Below are 14,968 nucleotides of genomic sequence, written 5' to 3'. Positions count from 1 at the left end.
ACGCGAGTGCGATCAGGGTCAGCGGCGGAAGCCGCCGAAGCCCCCGCCCATGCCGCCATGGAAGCCGCCGAAATCACCGCCGCCGCCACGGAACCCGCCGAAGTCGCCACCGCCATAGGAGCGGGCGTAGTCGCCCCCGCCGGCCGCGAAGCCGCCGGCACGGGCGATGCTGTCGACCCGGTCATTGCCATATTGCTGGAAGGACCGCTGCTGGTTCAGCCGGTCGACCTGCGACTGGTCGATATCCGACTGCCAGCCATTGGAGGTGTTGCGCTGCCAGCCGCTCGACGGGTCATACTGGTGGATGCTGCCGTCATGGTCGGTATAGACATTGCCATTGTTCCACGCGACGCCATTGCCGGTCTTGGTATTTCCGGCGATGCCGCGGCTGTCGGCGCTGATCTGACCGTTATTGACGCTGACCCCGCTCTCCGAGGCATGGCCGAAGCCGGTGGTCGGGTTGTAGGCGGCGGACTGCCGGCCGGCGGCGAAATTGCCGCTGTCGACATTGCCGACCACGCCCGCGCGCGCCGCACCGGCGGCGCCCGTGTTCGGGTTGAAGAAGGAGCCCTCGCGGCCGGCCGCGTAATTGCCGGTCCACGGGTTGAACGAGGCCGCCGAACGGGCCTGGAAGGCCGTGCCATTGGCGCCGAGCCCGCTCATGCCGTTATAGGCGTAGTCCCGGCCGGTCCACGGGTTGTAGCCATAGGCGTGGTTGATGGTGGCGCTGCCACCCCACTGGCCGTAGATGTTGGTCTGGTTGACGTTGACGCCCGCCCAAGGGCCACCCCACGGGCCGGGGCCCCAATACGGCCCCCAGGCCGGGCCCCAGGCGCCCCAAGGATAGCCGGCGGCAAAGCCGAAGGCGAAGCCCGAGGTCCAGGCGAAGGCGGCGTTGTAGCCATAGGTGGCCGGGCAGCCATACCAGTAGGTGCCGACATAGCCGGCGCAATCATAGCCAGTGCCGTAGACCACCGTGCCGCCCGGCGCCAGCATCACCCCGAGATAGCCCGGCGTGTAGCCGACCGTCACCACATCGGGCGTCGCCGCGTAGATCTTCACATAGGTCACATAGTGCAGCGGCGAGGAGGCCGGGATGGTGTAGATCGCCGCCGGCACGGTCGCGGTGACGAACCACGGGCCGGCCGGCGCCCCGGCGACGAACCAGGCGCCCTTGAACAGCGCGTAATAGCGCGTCGGGTCGATCATGATGACCGGGGTGCGGGTGTTCTCCGCATAGGACAGGCGGGTGCCCTGGATCGGCACGAATTTCGGCGTCCCGCCGTCATACTGCACGGTGAGCTGGGTGTTGCGCGAAATGGTGGCGGTCTGCGGGACGGTGGCGGCGATGGCCGCTTCCTTGGCCTGCGGGGTGCCGGGCACGGCAACCAGCGCATTGGCCGCCGGATCGGTCGGGGCGATCTTCTTGAAATCACCCGGCAGGCTGGTGCCCGGCACGAAGCTCCACGGCCCGTTGAGGCCGGCGGCGCGGAACCAGCGGCCGGAGATCAGGATGTAATACTGGTTGCTCGACGGATCGAGGATGATGGCGTGGTCGGCATTGCCGACGCGCAGCAGCGCCGTGCCATTCACCGGCACCATCTGCGGCGCGCCGTCGGTGATGACGAGTTCGGCGGGTTTGGTCGAGACGACGACGGCCGGCGGCACCTTGGGCGGCTGGCCATCGGCCGGCAGCAGCGTCTCGGCCGCCTCGGCGTAATTGGCCATGCTGCCCGCCGCCTGCATCGACGCATCGGGACGGGCATCGAGCGCCCACGGCCCCTCGATCGCGCGCGCCGCGTACCAGGCGCCGGCCGCCTGAAGGTGGAAGCCGCCATTGGCGTCGACCAGAATCAGCGGGCGGGTGTTGATGACGCGCTGGAAGCCGGCGGCGCCGTCGATCGGGCGCAGCACCGGGGCGCCGGAGACCAGCACGAGGATGGTCGGCTTGTCGGCGAACAGAACCTGCGGCGGGGTGTTCTCGACCGGCTGCGTCATCTCCTTAGTGACTTCCTTGGAGGCGGCGTAGCTGGTGAGCAGGTGATCGAGCGCCACCGTCATGCCCTGCGGCGGCAGATGCGACTGGAGCGCGCTCATCAACGTCACGTCCTGCGCCGGGTCGGTCGGCACATCCACCTTGGTGATGGCGATGTTGCTGAGCTGGACGAGACGCGCCGGCTTGTCGATCGTCACATTGGCAGTGAAATAGGCGATGCCATAGGTCGGCGTGCCGGTCTTCGGCCCGATGGCGACGGCGGCGCGGCCGGAGAGGCTGTTGCCGTCGAACTGCTCGACCAGGGGCTGATAGAGCTGGATCATCTGGTCGCCGAGATCGAAGCTGCGCGGCCAGGCCAGCGCGGCCGGAACGGCGGAGGCGGCACCGGCCGCGTCAGGTGCCACGGCCGCCGGGGTGGCCGTGGGCTGACCGGCGGCGGGTTGAGCAGCAGACTGGGCGAGAAGCGGCGTCGCGCTCAACGCCGTCGCGGCGAGAAGAACGGCGAGGCGGGCATGGCGGATGGGCATGATTTCCTCGAATTATCGTGGCGCGGCGGAGATGCGCCGGCCCTTCAGGCCAACGTGCCGCACCCGCAAGCTTTACCACCTCCGTGACCGCCGGGTGAAGCATTCCGCTGCGCACAGCCTCGCGAGGTGGCGCGCGCGGGGGCCGAACGGGCCCGCTCACGGCCCGGCCGACACGCCGGAAGCCGCTTTTTCGCCCGCCACGGCATTTTCCGGCCACGCAGCGATTCCGTCGCGGGCCAAAGGGCACTAGACAATCTCACCCGGCGCCGCGCTTTCGCCGCCATCCTGAAACATGGCTGATCTCATGGCCCGTACCGCTTCCGAACCGACCCGCCTCGCCCCCCGCCTTTACGTGCTCGTCGATGCTCCGGCCGACGAGGCGGCCAATGCCGCTGTCGCCGCGCTGCGGCAGGCTGGCACCACGATGGACATTGCCGCCGTCCTGCTGCGTCCCGAGGCCGGGCCGGGCGACAAGCCGTCCGATCGGCTGCGCCCGCTGGTCGCCGCCAGCCAGGAGATCGGCGCGGCCTGCCTGATCGAGGCGAATGCGGTGCTGGCGATGGCGCTCGGCGCCGATGGCGCGCATCTCGACGGCGCCGTGGCGCTCAAGGGCGCGCTGCCGGTGCTGCGCCCGAACGGCATCGCCGGTGCCGGCGGCCTGCGCACCAAGCACGACGCGATGACCGCCGCCGAGGCGGGGGCCGATTATGTGATGTTCGGCGAGCCCGACGCGCAAGGGCGCCGTCCCCCCTTCGAGACCACGCTGGAGCGCACCGACTGGTGGGTTCAGCTTTTCGAGCCGCCCTGCGTCGCCTATGCGGGCTCGCTGGAGGAGGTCCGGGCGCTGGTCGAGGCCGGGGCCGACTTTATCGCCATCGAGCACACGCTGCTGGGCGAGAGCGCGGCGCTGGCCGACACGCTCGCCGGAGCCGCCGCCTGATGCGCGCGGGCCGGTTTCCCTCACGCTCGGTCTCCCGGCTCGCCGCGCTGCTCGCCATGCTGGCGGCGGGGCTGACCGCGCCGGCGTCCGTGCGCGCGCAGGACGGCCCGATCCAGCTGCCGGTCTACAACCCGCCGCCGGGCGATGGCCCGCCGGGCGTCAATGTTCCCCCGCCGGGCGGCGCGACGCCGAGCAAGGCGCCGGCCTCGATCCCGCTCACCAAGCCCGGCGCCGCCAAATCCACGACGGCGAAGACGGGCAAGTCGGCAACCCCGCCCGACCCGGCCTTTGCCGCCTATCAGCGCGGGCGCTACAAAACCGCGCTCACCCTCGCGGTGCAGCGGGCCAATGCGCAGGGCGATCCGGTCGCCATGGTGCTGGCCGGCGAGATTCTCTCGCAGGGCTATGGCGTGCGGCAGGACCAGGCCGCAGCGCAGAAATGGTACGAAGCCGCAGCCGCCAAGGGCAATGCGGATGCGCTGTTCACCCTCGGCTCGCTGACGCTGATCACCGGCGCGCCCGACCAGAAGGATGACGGCGTGACCATGCTGCGCGCCGCCGCCGCCAAGGGCAATTCCGCCGCCGCCTACAATCTCGGCCTCATCTATCTGCAGGGCGCGGTCGCCCCCAAGGAGCCGGCGACGGCGGCCGAGTGGTTCAAGCAGGCCGCCGATGCTGACCAGCCGGACGCGGTCTATGCGCTGGCCACGCTGTATCGCGACGGCAATGGCGTGCCCAAGGACCCGCTCGAATCCGCCCGGCTGCTGGCCCGCGCCGATGATCTCGGCAATGTGGTCGCCACCACCGAACTCGGCATCCTGGTGTTCAATGGCGCCGGCGTGCCGAAGGACGAGGCCCGCGCCGCCGCCCTGTTCCGCAAGGCGGCGCTCGCCGGCAACCCGATCGCCCAGAACCGCTATGCCCGCATCCTCTCGGCCGGGCGCGGCGTGCCGCAGGACAAGATCGCCGCCGCCGCCTGGCACCTCACCGCCAAGGCGAAGAAGCTCGACGATCCCGTGCTCGACAAGCTGGTGGAGAGCCTGACGCCGCAGGAGCGCGCCGCGGTCGACGCCCGGTTGAAGCTCTGGCAGTCGCCGACCGCGCTGTGACCCCGCTCTCGTCCCATCAACCGCCCCGGCCGGTATCCGCGCCGCAAATGCTTCACGATTGGGGTGGATGGTCCGCCGCCCGGCCGGCCGGCCTATACCGCAACACCCGGTCCTGCCGGCAATTGTCCGGGATGCCCGGACCCGCACGCCTTGCCCCCGCCGCGCGGCGCCGCTACTCATCGTGGCGCGTCGCCGCGGGGGAGCCGGCGACGGGCGGATTCCTTCGCGGACTTCGTCGCGGTCTTCGACACGGCTGACGCCAGAAGCAGAGGTACCCGTTTGGCCTTCCACCGTCGGTTCCCGCCGTCCCTGCCCGCCCTCGCGCGGGGCTTCGGACGGTTGGCATTCGCCCTTCTCGCGCTCGTGCTGGCGAGCGCGGTCCCGACTTCGGGCGCGATGGCGCTCGAAGCGGTGGCGATCCGTCTCGACGCGCTGGTGGTCGACCTCGCCCCCGCCATCGAGCGCCACACCAGCGACACCGACCGCATCCAGGTCTCGACCGTGCCGGGCTCGGACGGCATCGTGCGCCGCATCGAGGTGCGCTCGGTCGCGCCGGGGCCGGATGGCAGCAAATGGGCGGTGTTCGCGCTCGCCAACAACACCGACGAGCAGGTCGACCGGCTGATCGTGGCGCCGCATTACCGCATGGTCGGCTCGGGCGTGTTCTGGCCCGATCTCGGCAATCGCCGCATCCTCAACGTCACCGCGAGCCAGGGCTTCCGCCCGGAGCGGCAGAGCGCGCCGGACGCCGACGTCTACCTCATCACGCTCGACCCCGGCACGACCGTCACGCTGGTGGCGGAGCTCGCCGATTCCGGCCTGCCGCAGCTCTATCTGTGGGAGCCCGAGGCCTATAAGGACAAGGTCAACTCCTTCACCCTCTATAACGGCATCGTCATCGGCATTGCCGGCCTGCTGGCGCTGTTCCTCACCATCCTGTTCGTGGTGAAGGGCAGCGCGATGTTCCCGGCCGCCGCCGCGCTGGCTTGGGCGGTGCTCGGCTATATCGGCCTCGATTTCGGCTTCTGGTCGAAAGTGTTCGGCATCTCGCCGCTGGCGCAGCAATTCTGGCGCGCCGCGGGCGAGGCGATGCTGGCGGCGACGCTGGTGGTGTTCCTGTTCGCCTATCTCAACCTCAACCGCTGGCATGTGCGCTACGCCCACATCACCGCCGGCTGGCTGGTCTTTCTCGCCGCCCTCGTCGGCCTCGCCCTGCTCGACCCCTCGGCCGCCGCCGGCATCGCCCGGCCCTCGCTGCTGGTGGTCTCGTTCATGGGCTTCGCGGTGGTGCTGTGGCTGGCGCTGCACCGCTATGACCGCGCGGTGCTGATCATCCCGACCCTGTTCCTGCTGGTCGTGTGGGTGCTCACCGCCGGCATGGCGGTGTCCGGCCATATCGGCAACGACCTCGTGGCCCCTGCCCTGCTGGGCGGGCTCGTGCTCATCGTCATGCTGATCGGCTTCACCGTGATGCAGCACGCCTTCGCCGGCATCGGCTCGGTCGCCGGCAGCGCGCAGGAGCTGGAGCGCCGGGCGCTGGCCGTGGCCGGTTCCGGCGACATCGTCTGGGACTGGGACGTCGACACCGACCGCATCCATGTCAGCCCGGAAGCCGAGCACCTGCTCGGCCTCAAGCACGGCGCGCTGGAGACCGAGGCCGCCGGCTGGCTCGACATCATCCACCCGGCCGACCGCGACCGCTTCCGCGCCACGCTGGACGGGCTGCTCGACCAGCGGCGCGGGCGGATCGACCAGGACTTCCGCCTGCGCGCGCAGGACGGGCATTATCTGTGGTTCAACCTGCGCGCCCGCCCGGTGGTCGGCACCGATGGCGAGGTGGTGCGCTGCATCGGCACGCTCTCCGACGTCACCGACAGCCGCACCGCCGAGGAGCGGATGCTGCACGACGCGGTGCATGACAACCTAACCGGCCTGCCGAACCGCGAACTGTTCCTCGACCGGCTGTCCTCCGCGAACGGCTATGCGCGCGCCGACGAGACGCTGAAGCCGACGATCATGCTGATCGACCTCGACCGCTTCAAGCAGGTCAATGCCAGCCTCGGCATGCCGGCGGGAGACTCGATCCTGCTCACCGTGGCGCGCCGGCTGATGCGCCTCACCAAGCAGCAGGACACGCTGGCCCGGCTCGGCAGCGACCATTTCGCGCTGATCCTGCTCTCGGAGAGGGACCCCGAGCGCATCACCGCCTTCGCCGACACGCTGCGCCGCACGCTGCGCGCGCCGATCACCTTCGGCGACCGCGAGATCTTCATCACCGCCTCCATCGGTCTGCTGCTGTCCGACGGGCAGAAGCGGGCGCCGAACGAGATGCTGAAGGATGCCGAGCTGGCGATGTATTTCGCCAAGCGGGTCGGCGGCGACCGCATCGAGGTGTTCCGCCCGAGCATGCGCACGCACAAGCTCGACCGGCTGACCATGGAGGCCGATCTGCGCCAGGCGCTGGAGCGCGGCGAGATCAGCATCGTCTACCAGCCGGTGGTCGACCTCGCCTCCCGCGCCATTGCCGGCTTCGAGGCGATGGCGCGCTGGCAGCACCCCACGCTCGGCCTGCTCGGCCCGGACGATTTCTTCTCGCTCGCCGAGGATACCGGCCTCATCGTCGACATCGACCTGTTCCTGCTCGACAGCGCCGCCCGCCAGCTCGGCGGCTGGCAGCGCGGCATGCGCGGCGAGCCAGTCTTCGTCTCGGTCAACATCTCCTCGCGGCAGATGCTGCGCCACGATTTGTTGCAGGACATCAAGGCGATCCTCGCCCGCAATGTCGTAGCCCCCGGCACGCTGAAGCTGGAGCTGGCCGAATCGCTGGTGATGGAAAACCCGGAATATGCCGCGCAGATCCTGATGCGGATGCGCGAGCTGGGCGCCGGCCTGTCGCTCGACGATTTCGGCACCGGCTATTCCTCGCTGGCCTATCTCCAGCGTTTCCCCTTCGACACCATCAATGTCGACCGCACCTTCATGAAGGCGCTGGGGCGCAGCGGCAACAAGGCACAGCGCCCGGTCATCCTGCGGACCATCATCAACATGGCGCATGATCTCGGCATGGACATCGTGGCCGAGGGCATCGAAACCGAGCAGGCCGCCGCCGCGCTTGCCAAGCTCGGCTGCCGCTTCGGCCAGGGCAAGCTGTTCGGCGAGATGCTGAGCGCCGAGGAGGCCCGCAAGCGGCTTCAGCCGGACGCCGCTCCCGCCACGCTCGGCGGGCGCCTGCTGGCGCGCGGCAAGGGCAAGGACGAGAGCAGCAAGGAGGCGGGCGGCAAGGAAGCGGGCAAGGACGCGCCGGCAGCCAAGTCGGCCGCCACGCCGGCGCCGGGCGGCGATGCCGCGTCGACCGCCCAGCCCTCGCCGCCGGCCAAGGCCCAGCCGGCCCAAGCCCAGCCCGTGCAAGCCCAACCCGTGCAAGCCCAGCCTGCCCAGGCGCAGCCCGCGCGCCGCGCGGCCCCCGCGCGCGCCGCCAATGGCGCGCCGGGCGATGGCGCCAATCCCAATGGCGGGCCACGGCCGGAGCCCCGCCCTCCTGCTGCGACCGCCGCGACGACTGCTGCCGCGACCCCTGCCACGGTGCCGGTCCCCCGCGCCGCCCAGACCCCACCGGCTCGCCCGCCAGCGGCCGCGGCCCCGGTGGACGGCAAGCCCACGGTCCCCGCGGCGGCCAAGACCGCGCCGCAGGGCTGAGCCCTATCGGTTTCGTGACGAGAGAACGGCGCGCAAGCCCGCCTCAGGCGTGGCCGGCCTGCGAGGAGAGCATGCCGGGATCGATGCCGATCTTGCGCAAGGCGAGGTCGTATTTCGCCCCCGCATCGGCATCGAACACCAGCGCGCTGTCGGCCGGGCAGTGCAGCCAGCCATTCTGCTGGATCTCGTTCTCCAGCTGGCCGGGCGCCCAGCCGGCATAGCCGAGCGCCAGCACCGCATTGGCCGGCCCGCCGCCGGCGGCGATCGCCTTGAGGATGTCGAGCGTCGCGGTGAGGCAGATGCCGTCGTCGATCGGCAGCGTCGAATCCTGGATGAAGAAATCGGCGCTGTGCAGCACGAAGCCGCGCCCGGTCTCGACCGGCCCGCCCTTGAGCACCTTCACCCCGCCCGCGCCGGGCGGCAGGTGGATGCGCTCATCCTGCGGAATGACGTCGAGCTGCACCAGAAGATCGGTGAATTTGATGTTGCTGGCGGGCTGGTTGACGATGATGCCCATCGCCCCCTCGGGCGAGTGGGCGCACAGATAGATCACCGAACGAGCGAAGCGTTCGTCGCGCATGCCGGGCATGGCGACGAGCATCTGTCCCTCGAGAAATGTTCCGTTCGAACCGCCGCCGGAAACACCACGGCCTTCCCGTCCGATCCACATGTAGGGAAGCGTAAACCTCGGGCCACCATTTTCAAGCCCCGGCGGGCGCAGGCACGCCCCTGCCCGCCGCCCTCACACGAAAGTGCGGGCCGGCCGCTTTCCACCCGCCGGCCGACAGGGTATCGCCAGAATATGGTGACCTGCTTCCGCCTCTCTCTTCTGTCCGTCCTCGCCGCCGCCGTCGCTGCCGTGGCGATGGCCGTCCCGGCGCGGGCTGAACTCGCCTCGCCCTGGTCGGCGCCATCAGGCACCGCGGTGCGGATCGTCGCCGCTTCGGAGAAGGGCGCGTTGGCCGGCGGGGTCGAGATTCGCCTCGTCCCCGGCTGGAAGACCTATTGGCGTTATCCGGGCGACGCCGGCGTGCCGCCGCGCTTCGACTGGTCCGGCTCCAGCAATGTCGCCCATGTCGAGATGCTGTGGCCCGCGCCGGTGCGGTTCGACGAGGGGGGAAGCCTCTCCATCGGCTACAAGCACGATGTCATCCTGCCCTTCAAAGTGACGCCGCGCGATCCCGGCAAGCCGGTCGAACTACGGCTCACGCTCGATTTCGCCGTGTGCGAGAAGATCTGCCAGCCGGCCGATGCCCGTGTGGAACTGGATGTACCGGCGGAGGGCGCCGGGGCGTCCTCGCCGACGCTGCGCGCCGCCTTCGCCGCCGTGCCGCGCGAGACCGCCATGGGCGGGGTGACCGCCCCGGCTATCGAGAGCGCCCTGATCGAGGGCACAGGCGACCAGCGCAGCCTGCGCATCCTCGCCCGCGTCAGCGATCCCGCCAGCGCCGATCTCTTTGTCGAAGGGCCGGACGAGGCCTGGGCACTGCCCTTGCCGGCGCGCGGCCTCACCGCCGATGGACGCACTGTGTTCGAACTGCCGGTGGACGGCGTGCCGAGTGGCGCCGACATCGCCACCACGCCGCTGCGCTTCACCCTCACCGACCACGCCGGCGCGGTCGAGGTGCTGGCGCCGCTGTCGACGCCCTGAACTCTGCCGCGGCGATTTCCACACAACGACACCGCTTCCCGCGACGCGGGAAATGGCTATTCTAGGGACGTCCGGCCCCACCGGCCCGCAGCGCCGGAGGCGGCGCGCGGGGCGCGGCCGCAATGTCTGTCCCGCGCATGACTTCCCGCGCACGAAAGGAAACGCCCATGACGATCAAGGTCGGCGATCAGCTGCCTAGCGCCACCTTCCGCATCGCCACCGCCGACGGGCCGGTGCCGACCTCCACCGAGGAGTTCTTCAAGAACAAGAAAGTGGTGCTGTTCGCGGTGCCCGGCGCCTTCACCCCCACCTGCCACAAGAACCACCTGCCGAGCTTCATCGCCCGCGCCGAGGAAATCCGCGCCAAGGGCGTGGACGTGATCGCGGTGACGGCGGTGAACGACCCGTTCGTGATGGAAGCCTGGGAGAAGGCCTCCAATGCCGGCGGCAAGATCGTGTTCCTGTCCGACGGCAATGGCGAGTTCGCCAAGGCGATCGGCCTTGAGCTCGACGCCTCCGGGGCCGGCCTCGGCCTGCGCTCCAAGCGTTATTCGATGCTGGTCGATGACGGCGAGGTGCTGATCCTCAATGTCGAGAGCGTGCCCAGCAAGGCCGACGCGACCAATGCCGACGTGCTGCTCACGCAGTTCTGATCCGGCTCTCTGACAACGCCATCCCGGTCCGCCGGGATGGCGGCGCCGGGCCGGGCCCTATGGACGCTCCCTGATGGCGTCCCTGCCCCGCTCAGGCAATGATGTCGGGACAGATCTGGTCCTCGACGAAGCTGATGCGGTCCTTGAGCCCGAGCTTGCGCTTCTTGAAGCGCGCCATCTGGAGCTGGTCGCTGCCGGGCATCTGCTGCAACGCCTCGATGGCGACATCGAGATCGCGATGCTCCTGCTTCAGGCGCTCGAGGAGAGCCCTCAGCTCCCGTTCCTCATCCGCCATCATCTGTGTCAAACGCTCGACCCACAGCCCGATTCGCCCCGGTCCACGGGGGCTTGAGGCGCAGTATCACCATCCCGCGCGCGCCCTGCAACCACCTCGAAGGACGCGGACACCATGCTGCGGCGCAGCGCATCGTTTCGTCGACACGGCGCGGCATACGTGACACAGTGATGACGTTCGTTTCCGAATGACAGGGAGATGCCCATGTCTTTGCAAGCGCATGTTGCGGAGCTGGAACGGCGCCATCAGGCGCTGGAGAAAGAACTTCGAGAAGAGATGATCCGCCCGTCGTCGAACGACGCACGGGTAGCCGATCTGAAACGGCGAAAGCTGCACCTCAAGGACGAGATCACACGGCTCCGCGACGCCACGCTTCACTAGAAGCGGTGCTCGCCGACTGACGCGAATCTATCCCGCTTGCCCGACGTCAGGCACGGCATTGCCGCGACCGGCCACCGGACAGTGCGATCACAGCGACGACCATTTCGCCGCCGGCTCCGCAAGGGCCGGCGGTTCGCGTTTCAGGGCCCCGTCACGGCCACGCAACTCCCGACCGACCTCCCCGCTCGACCAAGGTCGTACGCATTAGAGCGTTCTTGCAACTCCCGCGCGCTGCCGTGAAATTGAGGAAAACAGAACAGACGCCTGCTGGGAGAACGCCGTCATGTGTGCCGCCACGAGCCGCTACAGTTCCGTCCATGCCCGCTCGATCGAGGACCCGCAGGGTTTCTGGCGCGAGGCCGCCCGCGCCATCGACTGGATGGAGCCGCCGGCCACCATTTTCGAGCCCGCCGCCGGGGTCTATGGGCGCTGGTTCGAGGGCGGCGTCACCAATGTCTGCCACAATGCGGTGGACCGCCATGTCGAGGCCGGGCGCGGCGAGCAGGCGGCGATCCTCTATGACAGCCCGGTGAGCGGGACCAAGCGCGCCATCACCTATGGCGAGCTGCAGACTGAGGTTCGCACGCTGGCCGGGATTCTGCGCGAGATGGGCGTGGAGAAGGGCGACCGCGTCGTCATCTACATGCCGATGATTCCCGAGGCGATGTTCGCCATGCTGGCCTGCGCGCGCATCGGCGCGGTGCATTCGGTGGTGTTCGGCGGCTTCGCGGCGGCGGAACTGGCCGGCCGTATCGACGATGCCCAGCCCAAGCTCGTGCTCTCCGCCTCCTGCGGCATCGAGCCGAGCCGCATCGTCCATTACAAGCCGCTGCTCGATCTCGCGCTGACCATGGCCACCCACAAGCCGGAGGCCTGCCTGATCTTCCAGCGCCCGCAGGCGCAGGCGGGTCTCGTGCCCGGCCGCGATCATGACTGGGCGACGCGCCGCGCGCAGGCGCAAGCGGCGGGCGTGAGCGCCGACTGCGCGCCGGTGAAGGCGACCGATCCGCTCTACATCCTCTACACCTCCGGCACGACCGGAAAGCCCAAGGGCGTGGTGCGCGACACCGGCGGCTATATGGTGGCGCTGCGCTGGTCGATGCAGGGGCTCTATGGCGTGGAGCCGGGCGAGGTGTTCTGGTCGGCCTCCGACATCGGCTGGGTGGTCGGCCATTCCTACATCGTCTACGCCCCGCTGCTGACCGGCTGCACCACCGTGCTCTATGAGGGCAAGCCGGTCGGCACGCCCGATGCGGGCGCTTTCTGGCGGGTGATCGAGGAGTACAAGGTCGCCGCCCTGTTCACCGCCCCGACCGCGCTGCGGGCGATCAAGAAGGAGGACCCGCAGGGCCTTCTGATGCGCGATTACGACCGCTCCTCGCTGCGCACCCTGTTCCTCGCCGGCGAGCGGGCCGATCCCGACACGGTGGACTGGGCGACGGCCATGCTCGGCGTGCCCGTGGTCGACCATTGGTGGCAGACCGAGACCGGCTGGGCGATTGCCGGCAACCCCGTCGGCCTCGGCGCGCTGGACATCAAGGTCGGCTCCACCGGCGTGCCGATGCCCGGCTATCAGGTGGACATTCTCGATGAGGGCGGCCACCCCGTCGGCGCCAACAAGATGGGCTCGATCGCCATCCGCCTGCCGCTGCCGCCCGGCTGCCTGCCGACGCTGTGGCGTCAGGACGAGCGTTTCCGCGAGAGCTACCTTCTGGAGTACCCCGGCTATTACAAGACGGCGGATGCCGGCTTCCGCGACGCCGACGGGCAGCTTTTCATCATGGGCCGCACCGACGACATCATCAATGTCGCCGGCCACCGCCTCTCCACCGGCGGCATGGAGGAAGTGCTCGCCGCCCATCCCGATGTCGCGGAATGCGCGGTGATCGGCATCCATGACGATCTCAAGGGCGAGGTGCCCTGCGGTTTTCTGGTGCTGAAATCGGGCGTCGACCGCTCGCCGACGCAGATCGAGGCGGAGATCGTCGCGCTGGTGCGCGAGCGCATCGGCCCGGTGGCGGCGTTCCGCCTCGCCATCACGGTCAACCGCCTGCCGAAGACCCGCTCCGGCAAGATTCTGCGCGGCACGATGAAGAAGATCGCCGACGCGCAGAGCTGGAACATGCCGGCGACGATCGACGATCCGGCGACGCTGGACGAGATCGCCGCGGTGCTGAGCGCGCGCGGCCTCACCAAGGTAAGCGCGGCGTAAGGGACAGCACGCTTAGGCGAGAGCGACCCAGCCGCGGAAGGTGAAGCCGGCATAGAACAGGGCGACATCGCGGAAGCCGGCGTCGCGCAGCAGCGCCTCATCCTCGGCCGGCGAGAGAACCGGCAGGCGATCGCCGATGGTGGCGCCCGCCCGTTCTGCCTGCGCCCGCGGAACGCCGGAGGACGCCGCGAAAGCGGCATAGCGGGCAAACCAGAGCGCGCGCTCCGCGTCATCGCCCGGAATGCTGTGATGGGCGGTCACGAAGGGGGCGCCCGGCTTCAGCCGCTCATGCACCGCGCGTAGCGTCGCAGCCCGCTCGGCCGGCTGGATGAAATGGAGCGTGAGCAGGCAGGCGGCCCCGTCGAACGGCCCGGCCGGCGCGGTATCGATATAGCCTTCATGCAGGCGGACGCGCCCGGCGTGCGCACCCAACGTCGCCTCAGCGAGCCGCAGCATCTCGGCCGACGGATCGACGCCGTCGAAGCGCCAGCCCGGCTGGGCTTCGGCGAAGACCTTCAGCTCCAGCCCGCCACCGGCGCCGAGCACAAGGATGCGGGCGTCGTGCGGCGCGCGCTCGGCGAGCAGAAGCAGCGCCATACGCTGAAGATCGAGGAAGCCGGGCACGAGACGGCGCGGAGCTTCGGCATAGCGCGCGACCGCTGCCGGATCGTCGAAGGAACTCATCGGAACCTCACCGGGCAGAGGCGACAGACATTGCCGCCACATGAAAGAAAAGGGGCGCCCGAGCGCCCCTGATCGTCACGTGAGAACGGTGCAGGAGCCGCCTCACTCCTCCTCGGCCGCGCCCTTGCGCGAGCCGCCAAGCTTGGCGAACACGGTCTCCAGGTCGATCGCCTCCTCGCGCGGCTTGCGCTGGGGGACGAAGGGCTCGTCCATCGCGCCCGCGCCGGTGGTGACTTCGGCCGGCAGCAGCGTGGTGCCGTCCTCGCTCGCCACGCCCGCCGGGCGGTCCTTGGAGGAACGCTGCACCTCGATATCGAGATCGATCTGCGAGCACAGGCCGAGCGTGACCGGGTCCATCGGCGTCAGGTTCTGCGCATTCCAGTGGGTGCGCTCCTTGATCGCCTCGATGGTGGTCTTGGTCGTGCCCACGAGGCGCATGATCTGCGCATCCTTGAGCTCGGGATGATTGCGCAGCAGCCAGAGAATGGCGTTGGGGCGATCCTGGCGCTTGGACACCGGCGTGTAGCGCGGCCCGCGGCGGCGCTTGGGCTCGGGCAGGCGAACCTTCGATTCCTGAAGCTTCAGCCGGTGGTTCGGGTTCTGCTCGGCCTTCTCGATCTCCTCGCGGGCGAGCTGCCCGGTATTGACCGGGTCGAGGCCCTTGATGCCCTGCGCGACCTCGCCATCGGCGATGCCCTTCACTTCCAGCACGTGGAGCTTACAGAAGTCGGCGATCTGGTCGAAGGTCAGCGCAGTATTCTCGACCAGCCACACGGCGGTGGCCTTCGGCATGAGGGGGGCGTTCGCCATGGGGACGCGTCTCC

At 69.5% G+C, this 14,968-nt stretch carries 12 protein-coding genes; 7 read left to right on the top strand and 5 right to left on the bottom strand.

The window, feature by feature from the left end; all coding sequences use genetic code 11:
- Positions 1-18: 18 nt before the first annotated feature.
- Positions 19-2,523, bottom strand: a complete 2,505-nt coding sequence (locus KIP89_RS18845) for a carbohydrate-binding family V/XII (protein WP_213757137.1) — start codon at positions 2,521-2,523, stop codon at positions 19-21.
- Between the two features lie 292 nt (positions 2,524-2,815).
- Between KIP89_RS18845 and KIP89_RS18840 the strand changes: the two genes are divergently transcribed.
- The 3 genes from KIP89_RS18840 to KIP89_RS18830 all read left to right on the top strand — a co-directional run bounded on the left by KIP89_RS18840 (position 2,816) and on the right by KIP89_RS18830 (position 8,268).
- Entirely contained in the window at positions 2,816-3,463 is a 648-nt protein-coding gene (locus KIP89_RS18840) for a thiamine phosphate synthase (RefSeq protein WP_213757136.1), read from the top strand.
- Positions 3,463-4,572, top strand: a complete 1,110-nt coding sequence (locus KIP89_RS18835) for a tetratricopeptide repeat protein (protein ID WP_250152655.1) — start codon at positions 3,463-3,465, stop codon at positions 4,570-4,572. Before KIP89_RS18840 ends, KIP89_RS18835 begins: the two co-directional genes overlap by 1 nt.
- A 339-nt stretch (positions 4,573-4,911) precedes the next feature.
- Positions 4,912-8,268: an EAL domain-containing protein gene (locus tag KIP89_RS18830; RefSeq protein WP_250152654.1), complete on the top strand. Its 3,357-nt coding sequence runs from the start codon at positions 4,912-4,914 to the stop codon at positions 8,266-8,268.
- A gap of 43 nt (positions 8,269-8,311) precedes the next feature.
- On the opposite strand, the gene KIP89_RS18825 is transcribed toward KIP89_RS18830, so the two are convergent.
- Positions 8,312-8,938, bottom strand: a complete 627-nt coding sequence (locus KIP89_RS18825; RefSeq protein WP_213757135.1) for a YqgE/AlgH family protein — start codon at positions 8,936-8,938, stop codon at positions 8,312-8,314.
- Between the two features lie 132 nt (positions 8,939-9,070).
- Here KIP89_RS18825 and KIP89_RS18820 point away from each other — a divergent pair, with 132 nt between their 5' ends.
- Both KIP89_RS18820 and KIP89_RS18815 read left to right on the top strand, forming a co-directional pair.
- Positions 9,071-9,919 carry a protein-disulfide reductase DsbD domain-containing protein gene (locus KIP89_RS18820; protein ID WP_213757134.1) on the top strand — a complete coding sequence of 283 codons (849 nt, stop codon included), beginning with the start codon at positions 9,071-9,073 and terminating at the stop codon, positions 9,917-9,919.
- Between the two features lie 167 nt (positions 9,920-10,086).
- Complete coding sequence (locus tag KIP89_RS18815; RefSeq protein WP_213757133.1) at positions 10,087-10,572, top strand: peroxiredoxin; 486 nt, start codon at positions 10,087-10,089, stop codon at positions 10,570-10,572.
- Between the two features lie 91 nt (positions 10,573-10,663).
- Here KIP89_RS18815 and KIP89_RS18810 read toward each other — a convergent pair whose 3' ends face one another.
- A complete protein-coding gene (locus tag KIP89_RS18810) occupies positions 10,664-10,870 on the bottom strand; it encodes a YdcH family protein (protein WP_213757225.1) in 207 nt (68 codons plus the stop codon).
- Positions 10,871-11,071: 201 nt separating this feature from the next.
- On the opposite strand from KIP89_RS18810, the gene KIP89_RS18805 reads away from it, so the two are divergent.
- Both KIP89_RS18805 and KIP89_RS18800 read left to right on the top strand, forming a co-directional pair.
- Positions 11,072-11,248, top strand: a complete 177-nt coding sequence (locus tag KIP89_RS18805; RefSeq protein WP_213757132.1) for a YdcH family protein — start codon at positions 11,072-11,074, stop codon at positions 11,246-11,248.
- Positions 11,249-11,531: 283 nt separating this feature from the next.
- Positions 11,532-13,460, top strand: coding sequence for a propionyl-CoA synthetase (locus KIP89_RS18800; protein ID WP_213757131.1), 1,929 nt, complete (start codon positions 11,532-11,534; stop codon positions 13,458-13,460).
- Between the two features lie 12 nt (positions 13,461-13,472).
- Here KIP89_RS18800 and KIP89_RS18795 read toward each other — a convergent pair whose 3' ends face one another.
- The gene (locus KIP89_RS18795; RefSeq protein WP_213757130.1) at positions 13,473-14,144 is read right to left on the bottom strand and encodes a class I SAM-dependent methyltransferase; all 672 of its coding nucleotides are present in this window, start codon (positions 14,142-14,144) and stop codon (positions 13,473-13,475) included.
- 102 nt (positions 14,145-14,246) lie between these two features.
- On the bottom strand, positions 14,247-14,954 hold the full coding sequence (locus KIP89_RS18790) for a DUF1013 domain-containing protein (RefSeq protein WP_213757129.1): 708 nt from the start codon (positions 14,952-14,954) through the stop codon (positions 14,247-14,249).
- Positions 14,955-14,968: the final 14 nt, after the last annotated feature.

This window comes from Ancylobacter radicis (genome assembly GCF_018449475.1).
Classification (GTDB): domain Bacteria; phylum Pseudomonadota; class Alphaproteobacteria; order Rhizobiales; family Xanthobacteraceae; genus Ancylobacter; species Ancylobacter radicis.
This window is presented reverse-complemented; position numbering and strand designations above follow the sequence as displayed.

Bases quoted from the DNA above. Each gene is read 5' to 3' on its own strand.
- KIP89_RS18845 (WP_213757137.1), bottom strand. From the start codon at position 2,523: ATGCCCATCCGCCATGCCCGCCTCGCCGTTCTTCTCGCCGCGACGGCG.
- KIP89_RS18840 (WP_213757136.1), top strand. From the start codon at position 2,816: ATGGCTGATCTCATGGCCCGTACCGCTTCCGAACCGACCCGCCTCGCC.
- KIP89_RS18835 (WP_250152655.1), top strand. From the start codon at position 3,463: ATGCGCGCGGGCCGGTTTCCCTCACGCTCGGTCTCCCGGCTCGCCGCG.
- KIP89_RS18825 (WP_213757135.1), bottom strand. From the start codon at position 8,938: ATGTGGATCGGACGGGAAGGCCGTGGTGTTTCCGGCGGCGGTTCGAAC.
- KIP89_RS18820 (WP_213757134.1), top strand. From the start codon at position 9,071: ATGGTGACCTGCTTCCGCCTCTCTCTTCTGTCCGTCCTCGCCGCCGCC.
- KIP89_RS18815 (WP_213757133.1), top strand. From the start codon at position 10,087: ATGACGATCAAGGTCGGCGATCAGCTGCCTAGCGCCACCTTCCGCATC.
- KIP89_RS18810 (WP_213757225.1), bottom strand. From the start codon at position 10,870: ATGATGGCGGATGAGGAACGGGAGCTGAGGGCTCTCCTCGAGCGCCTG.
- KIP89_RS18805 (WP_213757132.1), top strand. From the start codon at position 11,072: ATGTCTTTGCAAGCGCATGTTGCGGAGCTGGAACGGCGCCATCAGGCG.
- KIP89_RS18800 (WP_213757131.1), top strand. From the start codon at position 11,532: ATGTGTGCCGCCACGAGCCGCTACAGTTCCGTCCATGCCCGCTCGATC.
- KIP89_RS18795 (WP_213757130.1), bottom strand. From the start codon at position 14,144: ATGAGTTCCTTCGACGATCCGGCAGCGGTCGCGCGCTATGCCGAAGCT.
- KIP89_RS18790 (WP_213757129.1), bottom strand. From the start codon at position 14,954: ATGGCGAACGCCCCCCTCATGCCGAAGGCCACCGCCGTGTGGCTGGTC.